Source organism: Streptomyces sp. NPDC096205, assembly GCF_044763135.1.
In the GTDB taxonomy this organism is placed as follows: domain Bacteria; phylum Actinomycetota; class Actinomycetes; order Streptomycetales; family Streptomycetaceae; genus Streptomyces.
In genome coordinates this window covers 240,539-259,724 of the sequence record NZ_JBIWFS010000010.1, presented here as the reverse complement: position 1 = coordinate 259,724, position 19,186 = coordinate 240,539, and the positions used below count along the sequence as shown (strand labels likewise).

The 19,186-nt window shown below is 71.2% G+C and carries 16 protein-coding genes and 1 pseudogene; 8 read left to right on the top strand and 9 right to left on the bottom strand.

Annotated elements, in window-relative coordinates; genetic code table 11:
* The first annotated feature begins 9 nt into the window (after positions 1-9).
* Both ACIQ6Y_RS33145 and ACIQ6Y_RS33140 read left to right on the top strand, forming a co-directional pair.
* Positions 10-498 carry a GNAT family N-acetyltransferase gene (locus ACIQ6Y_RS33145; protein ID WP_404044689.1) on the top strand — a complete coding sequence of 163 codons (489 nt, stop codon included), beginning with the start codon at positions 10-12 and terminating at the stop codon, positions 496-498.
* 688 nt (positions 499-1,186) lie between these two features.
* Positions 1,187-3,151 (top strand): amino acid transporter, encoded by a 1,965-nt coding sequence (locus ACIQ6Y_RS33140; RefSeq protein WP_404045124.1) that lies wholly within the window; start codon positions 1,187-1,189, stop codon positions 3,149-3,151.
* Positions 3,152-3,222: 71 nt separating this feature from the next.
* On the opposite strand, the gene ACIQ6Y_RS33135 is transcribed toward ACIQ6Y_RS33140, so the two are convergent.
* The 3 genes from ACIQ6Y_RS33135 to ACIQ6Y_RS33125 form a co-directional block, all read right to left on the bottom strand.
* Positions 3,223-4,371 carry a glutamate--cysteine ligase gene (locus ACIQ6Y_RS33135; RefSeq protein WP_404044686.1) on the bottom strand — a complete coding sequence of 383 codons (1,149 nt, stop codon included), beginning with the start codon at positions 4,369-4,371 and terminating at the stop codon, positions 3,223-3,225.
* Between the two features lie 640 nt (positions 4,372-5,011).
* The gene (locus ACIQ6Y_RS33130; protein WP_404044683.1) at positions 5,012-5,995 is read right to left on the bottom strand and encodes an aldo/keto reductase; all 984 of its coding nucleotides are present in this window, start codon (positions 5,993-5,995) and stop codon (positions 5,012-5,014) included.
* A gap of 93 nt (positions 5,996-6,088) precedes the next feature.
* On the bottom strand, positions 6,089-6,934 hold the full coding sequence (locus tag ACIQ6Y_RS33125; protein WP_404044680.1) for an SDR family NAD(P)-dependent oxidoreductase: 846 nt from the start codon (positions 6,932-6,934) through the stop codon (positions 6,089-6,091).
* 130 nt (positions 6,935-7,064) lie between these two features.
* Here ACIQ6Y_RS33125 and ACIQ6Y_RS33120 point away from each other — a divergent pair, with 130 nt between their 5' ends.
* From ACIQ6Y_RS33120 to ACIQ6Y_RS33110, 3 genes and pseudogenes are all read left to right on the top strand, one after another.
* Positions 7,065-7,655 (top strand): TetR/AcrR family transcriptional regulator, encoded by a 591-nt coding sequence (locus ACIQ6Y_RS33120; protein WP_404044678.1) that lies wholly within the window; start codon positions 7,065-7,067, stop codon positions 7,653-7,655.
* Positions 7,656-7,910: 255 nt separating this feature from the next.
* Positions 7,911-8,138, top strand: a pseudogene (locus ACIQ6Y_RS33115) (AAA family ATPase); the annotation flags it as partial.
* A gap of 25 nt (positions 8,139-8,163) precedes the next feature.
* Positions 8,164-8,448: a peptidoglycan-binding protein gene (locus ACIQ6Y_RS33110; protein WP_404044675.1), complete on the top strand. Its 285-nt coding sequence runs from the start codon at positions 8,164-8,166 to the stop codon at positions 8,446-8,448.
* Positions 8,449-8,745: 297 nt separating this feature from the next.
* Here ACIQ6Y_RS33110 and ACIQ6Y_RS33105 read toward each other — a convergent pair whose 3' ends face one another.
* Positions 8,746-9,027, bottom strand: a complete 282-nt coding sequence (locus ACIQ6Y_RS33105; RefSeq protein WP_404044673.1) for a hypothetical protein — start codon at positions 9,025-9,027, stop codon at positions 8,746-8,748.
* A 290-nt stretch (positions 9,028-9,317) separates the two neighbouring features.
* On the opposite strand from ACIQ6Y_RS33105, the gene ACIQ6Y_RS33100 reads away from it, so the two are divergent.
* Positions 9,318-10,193: an alpha/beta hydrolase gene (locus ACIQ6Y_RS33100; RefSeq protein WP_404045122.1), complete on the top strand. Its 876-nt coding sequence runs from the start codon at positions 9,318-9,320 to the stop codon at positions 10,191-10,193.
* Between the two features lie 100 nt (positions 10,194-10,293).
* A complete protein-coding gene (locus ACIQ6Y_RS33095) occupies positions 10,294-13,059 on the top strand; it encodes a SpoIIE family protein phosphatase (RefSeq protein WP_404044670.1) in 2,766 nt (921 codons plus the stop codon).
* Positions 13,060-13,113: 54 nt separating this feature from the next.
* Here the strand turns inward: ACIQ6Y_RS33095 and ACIQ6Y_RS33090 are convergent, their stop codons facing one another.
* Positions 13,114-13,986 carry an ABC transporter substrate-binding protein gene (locus ACIQ6Y_RS33090; protein ID WP_404044667.1) on the bottom strand — a complete coding sequence of 291 codons (873 nt, stop codon included), beginning with the start codon at positions 13,984-13,986 and terminating at the stop codon, positions 13,114-13,116.
* A 358-nt stretch (positions 13,987-14,344) separates the two neighbouring features.
* Here ACIQ6Y_RS33090 and ACIQ6Y_RS33085 point away from each other — a divergent pair, with 358 nt between their 5' ends.
* The gene (locus ACIQ6Y_RS33085; protein ID WP_404044665.1) at positions 14,345-16,510 is read left to right on the top strand and encodes a SpoIIE family protein phosphatase; all 2,166 of its coding nucleotides are present in this window, start codon (positions 14,345-14,347) and stop codon (positions 16,508-16,510) included.
* 85 nt (positions 16,511-16,595) lie between these two features.
* On the opposite strand, the gene ACIQ6Y_RS33080 is transcribed toward ACIQ6Y_RS33085, so the two are convergent.
* The 4 genes from ACIQ6Y_RS33080 to ACIQ6Y_RS33065 form a co-directional block, all read right to left on the bottom strand.
* Positions 16,596-17,780, bottom strand: coding sequence for a type III polyketide synthase (locus ACIQ6Y_RS33080; RefSeq protein WP_404044662.1), 1,185 nt, complete (start codon positions 17,778-17,780; stop codon positions 16,596-16,598).
* Between the two features lie 755 nt (positions 17,781-18,535).
* Entirely contained in the window at positions 18,536-18,613 is a 78-nt protein-coding gene (locus tag ACIQ6Y_RS33075) for a hypothetical protein (protein ID WP_404045119.1), read from the bottom strand.
* A 22-nt stretch (positions 18,614-18,635) separates the two neighbouring features.
* Positions 18,636-18,773 (bottom strand): hypothetical protein, encoded by a 138-nt coding sequence (locus ACIQ6Y_RS33070; RefSeq protein ID WP_404044659.1) that lies wholly within the window; start codon positions 18,771-18,773, stop codon positions 18,636-18,638.
* A gap of 156 nt (positions 18,774-18,929) precedes the next feature.
* Positions 18,930-19,181: a hypothetical protein gene (locus ACIQ6Y_RS33065; protein WP_404044657.1), complete on the bottom strand. Its 252-nt coding sequence runs from the start codon at positions 19,179-19,181 to the stop codon at positions 18,930-18,932.
* Positions 19,182-19,186: the final 5 nt, after the last annotated feature.

Below are 19,186 nucleotides of genomic sequence, written 5' to 3'. Positions count from 1 at the left end.
ACTCTCCCCATGGGACGACGTACTTCCCCGGTCAGCCAGCCGATCACGATACGGAGGGCCGTTGCGCGGGATGCCAAACGGCTCACGCGGCTCGTGCGTGGCTCGGGCGCCTACGAGGGGAAGTACGCAGCCGCAGTCGCGGGCTACCGGGTCGGTCCTGACTACATCGAGGCCCACCGCGTTTTCGTGGCCGTCGGCGCCGACGAGCATGGAGACCGGGTCCTCGGGTTCTACTCGCTCGTCCTCGCCCCACCGGAGCTCGACCTGCTGTTCGTCGCCGACGAAGCGCAAGGGCGGGGTATTGGACGACTGCTCGTCGCGCACATGCTGTCCGAGGCCCGTGCCGCCGGGCTCGACCGTGTGAGGGTGGTGTCGCATCTGCCTGCCGAGGACTTCTACCACCGCGTCGGCGCAGTGCGGACAGGGACCGTGCTCGCGAACCCGCCCGCCGTGCCGTGGGACCGTCCCGAATTCGAGTTTCGCATTCCCTCGGAATGACGCGGTGCGCCGGTTCGCGGGGCACCGGTTTCGCCTGCATTGTGGCCGGCATGCAGGAGTCGCTGGACCCCGTGCGTCGGTGTGTGCCGTGGTCTTACAGCTTGTGGCGGGTGCGCACCGAGCCACCGGCAGCCCGGTCGGGTTCGCGCAGCGGTGGCAGTGACCGTTCACCACCACGCTGGGTAGGAGTGGCGAAGCGTCCAGAGCTCGTACTGCCTGGCGGCCGGCCCCGCACCGCCTCGCCCGGGTCGCCCGCGAGCCGGGTGGATGAGGTGCTCAGCCTCGGCCCCCGCGGCCGGTTCCAGCAGTACCGAGAGGTCCCCGCTGCCGTGGGCACGGTGCAGGCGCGCCCATACGGCTGCCAGGAGCTCATCGTGTTCAGCCGCTTCCCCCGAACTCGTGCATGTTCTGGAGGAGTTGAGGCTAGAGGCTGCTTCGCCGCATCCGGGACGGTTCTGAAGAAGGCGTCCTCAAGCGTTCCCCGCCGCAGCCCGGCGGCGGGCTCCACAGGGGCTCTCCTCGGCTGCGCTGTCCTCCCCGGCTGCTGAAGGCACCCCCACCGGTGGCAACCACCATGGGCGCCAGGCCTCATACTCGGTGATCGTTGCCATTGACGGGCACACGCTCATACGCACAGGTACGCACCAAAGGGAAAGGGCTGATGGGGGACATGCCAGACAGCGACGGGATGGCTGTGCCGGAGGAGGCACCGAGTCCGGCTCTGCGGGCACAGCCGACCGGCAAGGTGGCACGGTGGATGCTGCGTCACCGGGTACAGCCGGTCGGCCCCGCGGCCGGCGAGGGACACACCGAGCCCCAGGCTTGGTGGAAGGTGATGTGCCTGACCGGCGTCGACTACTTCTCCAGCCTGGCCTATGTACCGGCGATCGCGGCACTCGCGGCAGGTGCGGTCTCGCCGCTGGCCACGCTCCTGATCGTGGCGCTGACGCTGCTCGGGATGCTGCCGATGTACCGGCGCGTCGCGCGGGAGAGCCCGCACGGGGCGGGGTCGGTGGCGATGCTGGAGGACCTGCTGCCGTTCTGGTGGGGAAAGCTCTTCGTCCTGGTCCTGCTCGGTTTCGTGGTCACGTCGTGGATCGTGACGATCACCCTGTCCACGGCGGACGCCTCTGTGCACGTGGTGGAGAACCCGTTCTTTCCCACCGCCCTGCATGGCCACGAGGTCGCCCTCACCGTGGCGTTGCTGCTGGTGCTGGGCGGGGTGTTCCTGCTCGGGTTCAGCGAAGCGGTCGGTATCGCCATTCCTCTGGTCGCGGTCTTCCTCGTCCTCAACGCGGTCATCATCGGCGTCGGCCTCGCCCATGTGTTCACCACCCCGGGCGCGTGGTCGTCCTGGACCGACGCGCTGGTCGACGGAGGCACCGGAGCAGGGGATCTGCTGGGACCCGCGCTCCTGGCCTTCCCGTTGCTGGTGCTGGGCCTGTCGGGCTTCGAGACCGGGGTCAGCATGATGCCGCTCGTGGCCGCCCAGGGCGACGACGACGAACAGCGCCTTCGCTCGCGCATCCGCAACACCCGCAGGCTGCTGACCACGGCGGCGCTCATCATGAGCGTCTACCTGCTCGCCGCCAGCTTCGTCACCACCGTCCTGATCCCGGAGCGCGAGTTCGAGCCCGGGGGAGCGGCCAACGGCCGTGCGCTGGCCTGGCTGGCGCACGAACACGTCGGTGAAGCCTTCGGCACGGTCTACGACATCAGCACCATCCTCATCCTCTGGTTCGCCGGCGCCTCCGCCATGGCCGGCCTGATCAACATCGTGCCGCGCTACCTGCCCGACTACGGCATGGCCCCGGAATGGGGGCGCGCCGTCCGGCCCGTGGTGATCGTCTACACCGCAGTCTCGGTCCTGATCACCTTCGTCTTCGACGCCGACGTCGAGGCACAGGCGGGGGCCTACGCCACCGGCATCCTGGCCATGATGGTGTCCGGCGCCTTCGCCGTCACCCTCTCCGTCGCCCGCACCGGCCGTCGTACGAGCGCGGTCGGGTTCGGACTGCTCACCGCCGTCCTGTTCTACGCCCTGGCCTACAACATCGTCGACAAGCCCGACGGCATCGCCATCTCCGGCGCGTTCATCCTCGGCATCGTCATCGTGTCGTTGATCTCCCGGGTGTCCCGCACCACCGAACTGCGTGCCGACCGCATCGTCTTCGACTCCGAGGCCCGCCGGTTCATCACCGACACCCTCGCGCACGACAACGCCATCAACATCATCGCCAACCGCCGCCAGACGGGCGACCGAGCGGAGTACAGCGGCAAGGAGCGGGAGCAACGCGGGTCCAACCCGGTGCCTGCCCCCGCGGACGTGCTCTTCCTGGAGATCGACGTCGTCGACCCCTCCGACTTCAGCGAGACCCTCACCGTGCGAGGTGTCGAGGTCGACGGTTACCGCATCCTGCGCGCCGAGGCGCCGGCCGCCCCCAACGCCATCGCGGCGATCCTGCTGGTCCTGCGCGACACCACGGGCCTACGGCCGCACTGCTACTTCGCCTGGGCCGAAGGCAGCCCCCTGAAGCACATGCTCCGCTACTTCCTGCTCGGCCGCGGTGACACCGCACCCGTCACCCGGGAGATCATCCGCCGTCACGAGCCCGACCCCGACCGACGCCCCGGCATCCACGTCGGCGACTGACCACCACCGGCGATGACACCCGCAGGGGCGGTGGACAAGACCGCGGGACAGGACGGGCGGCTCGGGCCCGGTCAGCGCCGTGCGTCCACGTCGTCGGCCGGGACGGTGGTGGAGATCAAGTGGTCGACGACGTCGGTGAGCCGTCCACGGCGACGGTGGGCGGCGCGCTGACGGTCGGCGCCGCTGCCTTCGGCACCCAGGCGTGCCCAGCCCGCGCGCACGAGGTCGGCGTCGCCATGGCGTCGAAGCGCAGGGTGCAGCCGGTGCAGCAGTCGCTCGACCTCTTGGGCGGCGGGCCGCAGCCGGCCGTCGGCCAGGTCGACGGCGTCGCCGGCCAGGCCGTCCCGCGCCGCTCGCCAGCAGGCGGCGCGCAGCATCTCAGGCTGTGGCCGGAACGGGGCTTCCCCCGCGTGAACTGCCTGCAAGGCGGTGGCGACCATGGCCCTCGCGACGGCGGCGAGCAGAACGGTGTCGCCGACGGTGGGGCAGGCGTCGGCGGCCCGGAACTCCAGCGTGGGCACGTGGTGGGAGGGCCGGATGTCCCAGTAGAGGCCGCCGCGGTCCATGATGCTGTCGGTGGCGGCCAGTCGGCCGACCAGGTCCTCGAAGTGGGACTCCGACTCGAAGTAGGGAGGGGGCCCGGCGACCGGCCACCGCCCCCACACCGTGGTGCGCCAACTGGCGTGGCCGGTGTCCCGGCCCGCCCAGAACGGCGAGTTGGCCGCGAGGGCGATGAGTGCCGGGACCCAGGGGCGCAGATGGTTGCTGATCCGCAGTGCCGTGGCGCGGTCGGGCACGCCCACGTGGATGTGGCAGGCGCAGACGACCTGTTCGTCGTCCAGGGCGCCGAACAGAGCGGCGCTCCTGGTGTAGCGGGGGTCGGGCGTGAACGCCGTCGGGACGGGGTGGCCGAGAACGGGCGTTCCGCTGGAGACGATACGCAGGCCCTGTCCGGCGGCGGCCCGGGCGACGGCGACCCGCGTGGAGCGGATCTGCTCGGCGAGCCCGGCCATGCCGATGTGCGGGTCGGTGCGGGTCTCCACCTGGTGACGCGTCATCTCCCGGGTGACCAGGACCCCCAGTTCGGACGCTGCGTCGAGCACGACCTTGCCCGCCTCCGCGCTCACCTGCCGGGACACCGGATCGACCAGCAGGAATTCCTCCTCCACTCCCACGGTGAGCGGTGGTGCGCCGGCAGGAGTGTGCCGTCTGCTTCCCATGGTGACGATGCTGTCACGGGAGGTGAGCATCGGTCAGGGCGCAAAGACGACATCCTTCGGCGAACTGTTGCTCCAGGTAGGGCTTGTGGGGGTCCGGCCTGCTGGGCCGGGGGCGTCAGCTGTGGGCCATTCCGAAACAGCCGGCCGCCTTGGCCTTCCACCCGCTCGCCCCCACACGGCACCGCCCTGGGGGACTGCGCGCGACGATGACGCTCGACGGGCCGACTAGGGGGCAGCCGGACGCCTCAGTCGTATGCCAGGAGTTGCTGGGCTTTCCCCTGCGAGTGCCCTTTCGATCCCACCTGCTCCAACCCCGAGCCGACGGCGCGGTCTGCCAGGTTCCGCTGCGCGTGGCCGGCCGCCCATCGACGAGTCGGCTGCGCCTGTGCGTTCGGCCCGGCGGACCCCTGGCCTACCTCGCCGGCCGCAGGCCTGCCGCGGCCGTGTCGTTGCGCGACTTCCGCTTCGTAATCGGCTCTGGCTGACCGAGGAGTTCAGCCGCTGCGGCCGAGTGCTGGGCAGACGTCGACACCGTCGCCGGAGGCCTTCCCCGCGAACCCCCAGCCAGGCCAGGTCAGGCCGACCGGGCCGTCCGCGGTCCCTTTCCCGACACACCCCGACGCGCCCCGCCCCCCGGGGGTCAGCCGTTCAGGTTCCGCATCATCTCGGGGGCGTAGCGGTCGCCGGAGACGACGCCACGCGGGGCGACGGTTTCGATGGCGGTCAGGTCTTCATCGGTGATCGTCACGGCGGTGGCGGCGACGTTCTCCTCCAGGTAGCGGCGGCGCTTGGTGCCGGGGATGGCGACCGCGCCCTGGTGCAGCACCCAGGCGAGCGCCAGCTGGGAAGGTGTGACCTCCTTGGCGGCGGCGATACGGCGGACCTCGTCCACCACGGCCAGATTGCGGGCGAAGTTCTCGCCCTGGAAGCGCGGGTCGGTGCGGCGGAAGTCGTCGGCGGCGAAGTCGTCCGGGCTGGTGATCGCGCCGGACAGGAAGCCGCGTCCGAGTGGCGAGTAGGCGACCAGGCCGATCCCTAGCTCGTTGAGCGTCGCCAGGACCCCGTCGTCCTCGATGCCCCGCTCGAAGAGCGAGTACTCGGTCTGGACGGCCGTGATCGGATGGACGGAGTGGGCGCGGCGAATGGTGTGCGGGGCGACCTCGGACAGGCCGATGTAGCGGACCTTGCCGGCGGCCACCAGTTCGGCCATGGCGCCGACGGTCTCCTCGATGGGCACCTGCGGGTCGACCCGGTGCAGGTAGTAGAGGTCGACGTGGTCGGTGCCCAGGTGGCGCAGGGAGCGGTCCAGGGAACGACGGATGTACTCGGGGCGCCCGTTGTGGCCGACGAGGGTGCCGTCGTCGGTGAACTCGATGCCGGTCTTGGTGGCGACGACGGCCTGCTCGCGGCGGCCGGTGAGGGCCTTGCCGAGGAGCTGCTCGTTGAGGAACGGGCCGTAGCTCTCGGCGGTGTCCAGCAGCGTCACGCCCAGTTCGAGGGCGCGGTCGATGGTGGCGAGGGACTCGGCCTCGTCGGTGCTGCCGTAGAAGGCGCTCATGCCCATGCAGCCGAGTCCTTCGGCGGAGACGGTCAGGCCCTGGCTGCCGAGGGTGCGGAGTTCCATGGTGATCTTCCTTGCTGGTGCGAGGTGTACTGCGAGGTGTCACGGGCCGATCGGGAGTGGGGGCGCTGCTGGGCCCTGCGGAACGCGGGGCGGTCAGCGCACCCAGGTGTCGGTGAGGGTCCGGACGGCGGAGCCGTCGAGGTCGGCGAGCGTGGTGGCGACGAAGTCGCGGGCCCACTGCGAGGTCTGGACACGGAACGGCGGGCGGGCGGCGGTCAGGGCGTCGACGATCGGCGCGGCTGCCTCGTCGGGAGTCTGGGCGTTGCCGAACGACTGCTGGGTGCGGGTGATGTAGGCCTCGAGCGCCGGGGCGTAGGGTCCGGCGGCGGCGAGCAGGGCCGGGACGTCCAGGCCGAGGTTGGCGACGAACTCGCTGGCCACCGCGCCCGGCTCGACCACCGTGACGTCGACGCCGACGGTGGCGGCGACCGGCGTGAGGGACTGCATGAAGCCCTCCACGGCGAACTTGGCCGCGCAGTACGCCTCGTTGAAGGGCTGTCCGACGGCACCGCCGACGCTGGTGACGGTGATCACCCGGCCCTTCGACGCACGCAGGTGCGGCAGAGCGGCCCGGGTCACCGCCACCACTCCGAAGAAGTTGACCTCCATGGCCGCGCGGACGTCGTCGACGCTGCTCTGCTCGATGGTGCCGACCTGGGCGGCGCCCGCGTTGTTGACCAGTGCATCCAGGCGACCGTGCTCGGTGACGACTTCGTCCAGACAGGCGGTGACGCCCGCGGGGTCCGTCACATCCAGGCGCTTGACCTGGATCCGGTCCGCGACACCTGCCTCGGCGGCCACCCTGTGCAGGGCCTCGGCCTTGCCGGTGTCGCGCATGGTGGCGATGGTCGCCCAGCCCGCCCGGGCGGCGCCGACGGCGGCGGCCAGACCGATGCCGGAGGACGTACCGGTGATCAGAACTGTCTTGGGGGAGGTCATGGGGGTCTTCCTTGCCTGGGGTGCAACGGGCCGACACCCGTAACCGGGGAGTCCCCCGGTTGTCGACGACGGTAAACGGGGGACTCCCCGGTTGTCCAGTTAGACTGGTGCCACGATGAAGGGAGCAGCTTTGACCACCAAGCCGAGCGTGCTGCGGGCCGATGCCCGTCGCAACCGGGAACGCATCCTCGAAGCAGCCGTGCGTGCCTTCTCCGAGAAGGGCGCGGACGTGCCGATCGACACGATCGCGAAGGCCGCGGGCGTCGGCTCGGCCACGCTCTACCGCCATTTCCCCACCCGCGAGGCGCTGGTCGAGGCGGCCTACCGCAATGAGCTGGCCCGTGTCTGCGACAGCGCCGCCAAGCTGCTCGCCGACAACGCGCCCGACCGGGCGCTCCGCCTGTGGATGGACGACTTCATCGACTACCTGGCTGCCAAGCAGGGCATGGCGGACGCGCTGCGCGCCGCCGTCGCAACCGGGGCGGACCCCTTCGCCGAAACCCTCGACAGGCTCGGCTCGACGCTCACCACCCTGCTGCGGGCAGGCGCAGGGGCCGGTCTCCTGCGCCCGGACATCGACCCCTTCGACGTCGGCTTCAGCCTGGCCGGCGTCGCACTGATCACCAGCGCCCCCGACCAGCGCGAACGGGCCGGCCGCCTTCTCGACCTGCTCCTCGACGGCCTCCGGTACGGAGCGGACCGGCCGGCGTCCACCGCGTGACCCGGGTCCCGAGCGGACGGTTCCCGCCCGCATGACGAGGGCGGCTCCAGGCGCCGCCTTGTGAACCGGCTGCTTCCCTCCCGACCGGCCGCACACCTCTGCGGCATACATCCACGGCTGGACGCAGGGACCGTCGGTAGGACCGTTCGAGCGTGGAAGTTCGCGCAGGCCGAGCGATCGGTCGCGCACCTGGCTACCCGCTGCCTCGTCCGGGCAGCCCTGGTCCGGCACGGGCCGGGGGAGTGAGCGGGCAGCCGGGCCCGCGCACTGCGTCGCCGCTGTGCGGTCGGCGGCTACATGACCGTCCTGGGTGACCTCGCTCAGGTGACGGGACCCCACATTCCCGGAGTGGGATCAGCTCGGAACGCTGCTGTCCGACCACGGCGACTGGTGGGTGACCTGCTCGGCACCAGCTGCCGAGTGCCCGCCGAGATCATGGACTTCGTCGGCCCGCTCGCCCGCTCGGTCGCGCCGACGCTGCCGTAGCCGCAGGCCGACCCGATCGTGAGTGATCCGGCCTCTTACCGAAGGAAAAAGGACATGCCTTCCCTGGCACCGCCACAAGGGACAGCGCAGCCAGCTGATCGCCTCGATGGGCGAACGCCTGGTGGCGGAGGGGTGCGGAAAGTACCGGTCGGGTCCGGGACCCGAGTGGACGGAAGCGGACCGAGGGTCGTACGCGGCCGGGCAGCGCAACATCGGCTCGACCGGGAACTCCACCGGCCCTCATCTCCACTTCGAGAAACGCCCGGCCGGCGGCGGCTTCGGGTCCGACGTGACCCCCACCTGGTAGCTGTCGAGGAAACCCCTGGTTCTGACGTTGCCGAGGTGACCGGCATCGGATGCTTCCCGGCCTTGGCGCTCCGGTGCCCCGGTCCTCGGGCATCGCACGCCCGCTCCCGCCCGTGGACCGCAGCGGGTGAGTGGTGCGCGCCGCGCTGAAGGCGGGACGCTATGAGAGCGAAGCCCTGCCCAGCGCCGTGCGCTGCTGCTTCGGCCGGCACGCGGTGGAGGGCGCCGCCGTCCGCGCCGCCCGGCGCAACCTGGGGGTCCGGCTCGAAGTGCGGCTGTGCCGCCGCGGCCAGGCGGCTCACGCACTGACCCTCGCGCTGACGTTCGAGGGCGGCACGTCATGCTGGTAGTCCAGGCCCGACCAGACGCACAGGCTCAGCACTTCCCGCTCGGGCTGCCGCGACCGGTCCCGAGCGCCCTGCACGACTGCCGGGCGGCGGGCGTCGGCGATGCACCCGGCGACCGCGGGGACGAAGTCCTCGACGACGGGCGGCAGCCGTTGCCGTGCCGGGAACGCCAGGCGGCGGCGCAGGCGTCTCCGGACATTCTCCGCGTGGTGGTGGCGATGCGCAGCAGCCACGGGCGCGGAGCCCCCTCGTCGTCATGCAGCCGTGCCCGCTCCTGCCATGCGGTCGGGAACGTCTCCGACGCCCACGACGGACGGGACCACGCCTGGACGATGCGCAACCACCCACCTGCGACGGCGGGTGCTTGAACGGCCGTCCCGCCCCAAGGATGCTGGCCGCAAGATCCGCCGCACCGTACGAGGAGTGGAGAGCCGTGACCGTAGACAAAGGCCTGATGGCCGAGGCCATCGTTGGCCCGGCCCGCACGCTCGGCACGCAGGCGGCCGGCCCGGTCGCGCCGGGCGTGCGCCGCATCACGGTCCCGGCAGGGACCGTCACCCTGTCAGGGCTCCAGAGCGAGCCGTCGCACAGCCCGCCGCGCGCCCTCGTCGTCGCCCTGCACGGTGGCGGCATGAGCGCGGGCTACTTCGACGGCCAGGCCCACCCGGACCTGTCCCTGCTGACGCTCGGCGCGCACCTCGGCTACCGGGTCGTCGCTCTTGACCGCCCCGGCTACGGCGAGTCCGCCGCCCAGCTGCCCCACGGCCGTCCGCTCGCCGAACAGGCGGCCGATGTCGCTGCCGCCGTACGGCAGTTGGCCTGCGAGGGCGCCGTGGGCGGGGGCGTGCTGCTGCTCGGTCACTCCTTCGGCGGCAAGCTCGCCTTCCTGCTCGCGGCCGAGCAGGCACCGGAGGGGCTGCTGGGACTGGACGTCTCCGGGTGCGGCACCCGGCTCGCTGTGCCGCGGGAGCAGGTGCGGCAGGGCGCAGGCCTACGACGGCTCAACTGGGGACCACTGGGCCTGTATCCCTCCGGCACCTTCCAGGCCGGCGCGGAGGTCGTGGCGCCGATGCCGCAACGCGAGGCCGACTCGGTCGGCGGCTGGGAGAGGCTGTCCACCCAGGTGCTGCCGAGGGTCCGGGTGCCCGTCCGGCTGACCTTCGCAGAGCACGAGGCGTGGTGGCGCCACGGGGACGAGGACGTCGCCGAAGTCGTCGGCAGGCTGGCCGGTGCGCCGCGCGTGGTCGTGGACCGCCTGCCCGGCGCCGGCCACAACATCAGCCTCGGCTGGGCCGCGCGCACGTACCACCTCAGGGCGCTCGCGTTCGTCGAGGAGTGCCTGCGGGTGTCGGACCGTACGGCAGTCCTCCGCAGTCCCGTCCCTGACGCCGGGACGTGAACGGACGCCTCCCTCCATCCGGTGCGAGAGTGACGGCGCCGCCGGCCCCGCGAGCCCGTCCTGAGCCGCGCCCGCGGGGTCGCTCACTGATACTGAGGAAATGGGCAACTCTCGGCAATATGCCCCAGCGGACAGTCGGGGCGAGCGAGTGCCGCCGGAAGCCGGCCCGCAGAGCCCTACCCGTTCGGCCGGACGGCGAGTGCCGTCGTTGCTGAAGCCGCGCAGCGTCGCCGGACAGGTCTTCCTGTTGCAGCTGGTGGTCCTCCTGCTGCTCATCGCCACGGCCGTGGTGGTGCTCGTGATCCAGGACCGCAACCGCGCGATCCAGGAGGCGGGGGACCGGTCGCTGGTGGCGGCCGAATCCTTCGCGAACGCCCCGGGCACGGCGGAAGCGATGCAGAGCGACAACCCGACGGCGGCACTCCAGCCGCATGCCGAGGCGGTGCGCAGGAAGACCGGTGTCGACTACGTCGTGGCCCTCAGCCCCTACGGCTTCCGGTGGACCCACCCGGACCCGGACCAGATCGGGAAGCACGTCTCCCCCTCCTACGACAAGGCGCTCGAGGGCGAGCCCCACCAGACCACGTTCGACAGCAGTCTGGGCAAGGCGGTCGACTCGACGGTGGCCGTCTTCGACGACAAGGGGACCGCGGTCGGCCTCGTCACCGTGGGAGTCACAGTGGACAAGGTGACCAGCGTCGTCCAGCACCAGCTGCCGGTGATCTTCGCCTCCGGCGGTGCCGCGCTCCTGCTGGCCGCGGGGGGATCGGCACTGGTCAGCGGGCGCCTGCGGCGCCAGACCCGGGGCCTGGGCCCGGTGGAGATGACCCGCATGTACGAGCATCACGACGCGGTGCTGCATGCGGTGCGTGAAGGCGTGATCATCCTGGACGGCGTCGGAAGCCTGCTCCTGGTCAACGACGAGGCGCGTCGGCTGCTCGCCCTGCCGCCGGACGCCGAGGGCAAGCCGGTCACCGCACTCGGACTGAGCCCGGCCCTGGCAGGACTGCTGGGGTCGGGCCGGGCCGCGACGGACAAGGTCTTCCTGGCCGGGGACACCCTGCTCGCGGTCAACGTACGGCCGGTGGGCCCGAAGGAGGGCAGCGTCGCCACTTTGCGGGACACCACGGAGCTGCGCGCCCTCGCGGGCCGGGCAGACGTGGCGCGAGGGCGCCTGCAACTGCTCTACGAGGCCGGCACGCGGATCGGCACGACGCTCGACATGAAACGCACCGCCGAGGAGTTGACCGAGGTGGCGGTGGAGCGCTTCGCCGACTTCGCCACCGTCGAGTTGGTGGAGCCCGTGCTGCTCGGTGAGGAGCCGACGGAGGTGAGCAGGGAGATGCGCCGCATCGCGGCCGCCGGCATCCGCGACGATGCTCCCCTTCACTCCGTCGGAACGCTGATGCGTTACGTACCCGACAATCCCGTGACCATCGCTCTGACCACCGGCCGGCCCGTCCTGGTGCCGCAGCTCGCCCTGGCCGACGGATGGCGAGGGCAGGACCCGGAGCGGACCCGGAAGGTCGTCGACTACGGCATCCACTCCATGATCTCCGTGGCGCTCCAGGCCCGAGGGCAGGTACTCGGGGTCGTGGAGTTCTGGCGTTCGCAGCAGGACCCCTTCGAGTCGGACGACCTCTCCCCCGCGGAGGAGCTCGCCACTCGCGCGGCCGTGTGCATCGACAACGCGCGCCGCTACACCCGGGAGCACACCACGGCCGTCACCCTCCAGCGCAGTCTGCTGCCCGGCTCACTCCCCGAGCTGTCCGCCCTGGAGGTCGGGCACCGGTACCTTCCCGCCCAGGCGGGGGTCGGCGGCGACTGGTACGACGTCATTCCGCTGCCGGGGGCCCGCGTGGCCCTCGTGGTCGGCGACGTCGTCGGACACGGCCTGCACGCAGCCGCGACGATGGGCCGCCTGCGGACCGCGGTGCACAACTTCGCCGCCCTCGACCTGCCTCCGGACGATCTTCTGCTGCACCTGGACGACCTGATCACCCGGATCGACCAGGACGCGGCAGCCCAGGGCAACACCGAGGCCGTCACCGGTGCCACCTGTCTGTACGCGGTCTACGATCCGGTCTCCGGGCGGTGCGTTCTCGCCCGGGCGGGTCATCCCGGGCCGGCCCTGGTGTCGCCCGACGGCTCCGTGACCTTCCCCGACATCCCCGTCGCCCCGCCGCTGGGCGTCGGAGGAGGTCTGCCGGTCGAGACGGCCGAGCTCCTGCTGCCCGCCGGCAGCCGGCTCGTCCTCTACACCGACGGCCTCGTCGAGGCCCGGGGCCGTGACATCGACGTCGGTCTCGGCATGCTGAAGGAGGCGCTCGCGCGCACGGACGGCGCCACCCTGGACGACACCTGCGGTGCGGTGCTCGACGCGATGCTGGCCGCCGGATCGCACGACGACGTCGCGCTGCTCGTCGCGCGCACCCGGCTGCTCGACCCGGAGCAGGTCGCGGAGTGGGAGGTGCCCGACGACCCCGCGGCCGTCCCCCGCATCCGCGCCGAGGCCACCCGCCGACTGGAAGCCTGGGGGCTCGGCGAGGCCGTCTTCACCACTGAGCTGATCGTCAGCGAACTGGTGACCAACGCCATCCGGTACGGAGCGAGCCCCATCGCTCTGCGACTGCTGCGCGACCACGACAGCCTGATCTGCGAAGTCGGTGACGGCACCAGCACCTCCCCGCACCTGCGTCGTGCGACGCTCACCGACGAGGGGGGCCGTGGCCTGTTCCTCGTCGCGCAGCTGTCCCGTCGCTGGGGGACCCGGTACACCGACCGCGGCAAGATCATCTGGGCTGAGCAGGCGCTCGACGCCGGAGCCGCCGGGAGCCTCAGCGGGTTCCCGATGGCCGACCTGTGAGGCGGCAGCGCGATCCTTCCGCCGCCCGCGCGAGGACGGCCGCACGGGCAACGGTCAGGAGGCGTCCTCGACCGTGAAGTACGGGATCGTCGCCGGGTCCTGGCCGAAGGCGGACCCGAGATAGACGGCCGACAGTTTCGCCAGCGTCCCGTCGTCGATCAGCTGCCTGATGATCCGGTCCAGCACGTCCTTGTCGGGCGACCCTTCGGGGTACAGGGCGCCGTAGCCCTGGTCGGTCCTGTACTGGCCCACGACGCGCACGCTGCCCGTCCGTTTCTGGGGAGACGCCAGCAGAATGGTCGTGTCATGCACGACCGCGTCGATTCGCCCCTGCTCCAGCGCGGAGATCATCTCGGGATCGTTGGCGTAGGCGGTGACAGGCTTGGTGGGCTTCAGCCGGTCGTCGACGAACTCCTCGCCCGTAGTGCCTTCGGCCACTCCGATACGGACGTCACGGATGTCGTCCTGGCCGATCTTCTCACCAGCCCTGATCAACACTCCCAGGGTCGAGAAGAGGTAGGGCGGGGAGAACTCGGCGACCTTGCTCCGTTCCGGGGTGATCGTGATCTGCGCCAGGGCCAGGTCGAAGTTCGTCGCCCGGCCGGACACGACGTCCGGGAAGGGAGCGTTCTCCACCTTCACCCGGTCGAGTCCGGACCGGTAGGCGATGTTGGCGGCCATGCAGTACTCGTAACCGCTCTTCACCGACGCCGGGGTGTCGCCGTTCCACCAGCCGGGCGCCGGCAGGGTCGTCCTCACCGTGAGGGCGCCCGCCGTCACGGGGGAGAGGTGGAACTCCCCGTGATGTCCAGAGACCTGACAGTCGCCGTAGCGGGCGTCCGACGACTCCGACCCGCCCTTGTCGCAGGCAGTGACCAGGAGCGCCCCGCCGACGGCCAGAGAGACGATCGCTGCCGCGGCGCGCATCATTGCACCTCCGGTAGGGGCAAACTCCGTGATCTACCCTAAATTACCCCGGGGTGACCGTCGGGTCCCCGTCCACCGGCGGTGTCGCAGCAGCCGACCCCGAAGGTGCAGTCGGGCCTCGTTCGTGGGCCCGGTCGGCGCTGCCGGCGTCGCGGCCGTAGCGCTGCCGGGCTCTCCTTGTCACCGAACGTAGCCGTCATCGGCATGCGTGGTCACTGTGCGATCCGTCGGCGTAGGCGAAACAGAGCCGGGTGTTATTGAATGAGCTGTGCGGTCAGGGATCTCGGGGCCCTGTCGTCCGGGTTCTGGTACGACTCCGGTGCTGTGCCGGGGTTGGCGAGCGAGCTGAGAGAGTCGCATGGACTCCGACCCCACTCCGTCCCCGTCGCCTGCGTCGCCGTTCAACATGGTCAGCAGCGCTTTGGGGCGGTACATCCCGCGCGGCCCTGCGGCAGAGGCCGCCGGTTCTGCCGACCAGCAGGGGGATGCCGCAGCCCGCCCACGCGAACAAGCCGATCCGACCCCCGGCCGTCAGGAGCAGATCCTCGGCGCGGTCAACCTGGACCGGGATCTGCGCATCACCCGCTGCAATCTGGACCCTCCCGTTTTCGCGGGGGTGGAGGCGGTGACCGGCAGCCCTTTCGTCGAGCTTCTGCCGCCCTGGGACGTACCGACGGTCACCCGCCGGTTGCGGCAGGTCCTGGAGACCGGTGAGCCGCACGTCGCCCGAGTCCAGCGACTGCGGCGCAGCGACGGGTCGGAACTGGTGGTTTCCATGAGCATCCTGGCCGCGGCACATGGTGAGGGCCTGACCGTCTCGCTGATCGCGATGGCCAAGAGGCTGCACCTGTACGCCGCGGAGACCGCCATCGGCACCTCGTTGGACATAGGCGAGACCGCACAGTCGCTTGCGGATTCTCTGCTGGCCTGGGGAGACGTGGCTGCGATCGACCTCGACTTCGCCGTGTGGACGGGCGAGGCGGTCACCGGGCAGCAGCAAGGGCGCATCCGGCTGCGGCGGGCAGCCCTGGTGCCGGACCGGGCGTGGCCCGACGGCTACGTGACCCCGGGCGATGATCTTCCCAGCGACGCGAGCCGCCTGCTGGCGCAGGCGATACAGCGCCACGATGCCGCGCAGCCCATCGTCATACCCGACCGGGCGGCGATCGAGCGGGCCCTGGGCAGTGCGCGGCTGGTACGGGCCCTGGTGCCCGGTGACCAGGCAGCCGGCGTGGCCTGCATACCGCTGGTTCTGGACGGCGCGCCGCCCGTCGTCCTGGGCGTGGCGGAGGTCTGGCGGCGGGAGGGCCGCCCCTTCGACGACAGCGAGCTGCTCGACCTGCAGGAACTGGTGGGCAGGACCGCTCATCACGTGGACCTGGCCCGCCAGCACCAGCGCGAGCACACCCAGGTGCTGGCACTCCAGCGCCGCCTCCTGCCACGCTCCGGCGGCGACACCATCGAAACCGCCAGCATCTACCAGCCCGCCGCCCCTGACAGCGCGGGCGTCGGCGGTGACTGGGTGAACAGCTTTCCGCTGCCCGACGGCCGTACTGCGCTGGTGATCGGTGACGTCGTCGGGCACGGCCTCGGAGCCGCGGCGACCATGGGACAGCTGAGCATGGAGGCCCGTGCCCTGGTATCCGCGGGGCTGGCGCCCGACGAGGTGCTGGAGCACCTGGACGAGACCGTGTCACTGCTGGACGACGCGGATTCCGGGCTGGCGGCCGGCTACAGCGCCCTTGGGTCGACCTGCTGCATCGCTGTCTACGACCCGGTCAGTCACCAGGTGACGCTGTCCAGCGCCGGCCATCTTCCCCCGCTCCTGGTGCCCCCCGGCAGGCCCGGTGGCCCCGTGGCAGTACGGCCCCACCCGGGGCTGGGCGCCGAATTCGCGCTGCGGGAGCCGTTCGACGTGCACGCGTTCGACGCACCCCCCGGATCGCTGCTCGCCCTCTACACGGACGGCCTGGTGGAGGATCCCGCCCTGGCGATCGACGAGGGCATCGGCAGGCTGGCGGACGCCGTGTCCACGATTCACCCCTGGGACGCCCTGCCGCACGCCGCGCGGCGCGTGGTGTCCACACTGGCGCCCGTGCCGCAGCGCGACGACGTGACCCTGCTGCTCGCGCGCATGATCGGCTACCGCAAGGAGGACACCGCGACCTGGCGCCTGCCCGCCCGCAGTGACGCGGCAGCCCGGGCCCGGACGCTGGTGTCCGCGCTGCTGAGGCAATGGGACGCCAGGGATGCCACCCGGGACAGCGTCCTGCTCGTGGTGAGCGAACTGGTCGCCAACGCGGTCCGCTTCGCCGAGGGGCCCCTCACGGTACGGCTGATCAGGTCCGGCCAGGGGCTGTTGTGCGAGGTGGGCGACACCGGCAACGGCAGGCCGCGGCTGGGCCGCAAGGGGCTCCTCGCAGACGGTGGTCGTGGCTTGCACGTCGTGCATGGACTCACCACCCGGTGGGGGGTGCGGTGGACCGACACCGGCAAGGTGGTCTGGGCGTCGGTCGCGACGTGACGCGGCCATGTCCGGGGCGCGCGGCAGATGCTAGTCCGGTGGCGCAACCGGCGGCACGGGCGACCCCTCTGGCACGAAGGGCGCCCTACACCCATTCGCCTTCCAACGCGGTGGCCGTGAGGCCCGGGGCCGCCGCGTACAGGACGGCACGACTGCCCGGCTTCTGCCCGGCGTCGTGCGCCCTGCGCAGGATGTCGAACACGGCGGCGCCTCCTCGGTTGCCACTGGTGTAACTGTCCCGGCTGTAGTCCAGCAGTCCCGACGGCCAGGCCTCGGGCATCGTCTGCTCCATGTACTCCAGCACGCGCGTCCCGCCGGGGTGCGCGAGCAGAACGTCGGGGTGCCAGGAGTTGGGGTCGTGCTGGTAACGGGCGTGCAGCCACCCCCACATGGCGGTGACCGTCTCCTGCACCGCGCGCGGCCCGCGCCGGTCCATGACGAAGTGGGTGCCGTCCGCCCGTGTCTCCAGGCGGTGCAGGTCCTGGGTACCGGGCAGTGTGTGGTTCCAGGCGGCGTCCAGGCGCAGCACCGACTCGGGCCGCGGGCGGCCCGTGACCACGGCTGCGACCGCGGTGTCCGCGAACAGCAGTCGGACGATCAAGGACTCCAGAGTGTCGTCCGCGGGCTGGTAGGTCGTGCTCAGCGCCTCTGCGATCACGACCAGGACCACCCGGTCGGGGTCCGCGGCCACGAGGTCTGCCGCCAGGGCCAGGGAGCGGGTCCCGGCGATGCAGGCCCACTGCGTGGCCGGCAGCAGCATCACGTCGTTGCGGAGCGAAAGCCTGTTGGCCAGGGCGACATCCAGCCCCGGCAGCGCCGGCGTGGTGGAGTGGCTGGTGATCAAGCAGTCCACATCCGCCGCGTCGAGCCCGGCGATCTGCAGGGCCCCACGCGCCGCACGCTCCCCGTAGGCCTGTACGGCCGCCCAGGCCGGAGCGGTGCGTTCCTGGACGGTCTGAGGCGCGGGTATCGCCTCCAGGGCGGCGATCACACGATCTATGTCGTGCTCGGTGAACCCGTCGCCGGCCAGCGCCTCGCGGGCCGGCCCGATACCGGCGGCCGGCAGGCCGTTCCCGTGTCCGGGCGCGACGGCACTCTCGAGCGGCAGCATCCACCCGCGGTTCTCGATGCCCGTACTGGCTGCTATGCCGTCAATCCGCGGCGCCCACACGGCATGCGGGTGCCGACCGCGAACGTCCGCCACGATCTGGTTGGTTTTCACGGTGTGTTCGCCGTGTATCACGGCAGGCGGGCACAGGTAAGCGGCCATGCTGAGCACCTTTCTACGGGCGAGCGAGGTGGAACATCACGGACGCTGGGACATGGAGCACTTCGGCATGGTGTGCCGAAATCGAAGGAGATATGCCCCACTTAGCGCACCTGCGTCCGCTTCGAGCATGGGTGCCAAACGGGCATTTCGCTGTGATCTGGGCAACTTTGACAGCCCTGCACTGCGTGACACGGCACACACTGCGGCCCACGGGGGCGACGTCGACGCGGGGTCACGTCCACGTGTCGCGCCGCCGGTTCACACATCGCCAGGCGCGCTGGAGGCTGCTGAGCGCGGTGTCGAGGTCGCCATGGATTCGGGCGGAGGCGAGCCGGGAACCACGGGCGACAAGCGGCTCGCTTTACCGATGCTGCTGACCCCTCCGTGCAAGGTCCTGTGGGCCCCGGTCTCCGCGCCCGCGCCGAGCGAGCGCTCCCCGCCCGGCGAGTCAGCCGGCGGACCTCATCGTGCCCAGCTGTGTGCCGTACGCCTCCAGCGGCTCCCGCGCTGTGGCATCGGTATCCGCGGCCGACACCCCTGCAGCGGAGCTGACCTCAGACCCCACCTCGACCGTCTTGATCGGCCCGGTGCCGCCGCCCGCGACAGAGTGCTGTCGAACTCGTGCTGCGTGCTCAGGGGCTTTGTATGCCGGCCTCACGTGGTCACACGTGCGTCACGAGCACGTTGAAGACCATGTGACGACCGCGCTGCTGAGCAGGAGGGCGAGCCCGGTCAGGTGAGTGCTGCTGGCTGACTCAGATGTCTGTGGTGATACGGGGGTTGACGGCGATACGGGTGATCCGCCCCCACAGCGGGTCCAGTACGTCGACCAGCGCGGGCAGTTCGTGGCTCAGGTCACGGGAGCGGGGGCCACCAGGCGCCGTCCAGCTCGACCTGCCCCGGGGAGGGGCCCACGGATTTGAGGGCGAGGCGTGCGGTCGGGGCTCTGAAGGGCACGGCGCGCGGCGAGGGATGGTCGGTGATCGCGGACATCGTGCGAACCCGTCTCCGAACCCCTGCGCGTGAGCAGTTGCCCGGTGCCGTTGCTCACCAGGAACGACACCGGTATCGGAGCCGGTGCGCGAAGTGCTCCCGATGGGTTCACGCTACTCCCCGAAGAGGCCGAACGGACCGCTCCCGGAGATCTCCTCACATCCGGCGGTCGTCCTTGCCCGAGGAGCGGCTGGTTTCCAGCCAGGACCGCGCCGGTTCTGCCGCGCTGGTGGTGTCTACAGTGAGCTCGAGGCGGGTCCCTCCCTCGGCGTTCGCGGGATAGCTGCGCTGTTCCGTGGTGGCGAAGCAGTGACGGAGAATTTCCGCTACCCGGCGGGCGACCTCGGGAGAGGCGGCGACGATGCGCACGTCGGCGTGTCCGTCGGGGGGAGTTTCCTGGGGCTGCATGACGA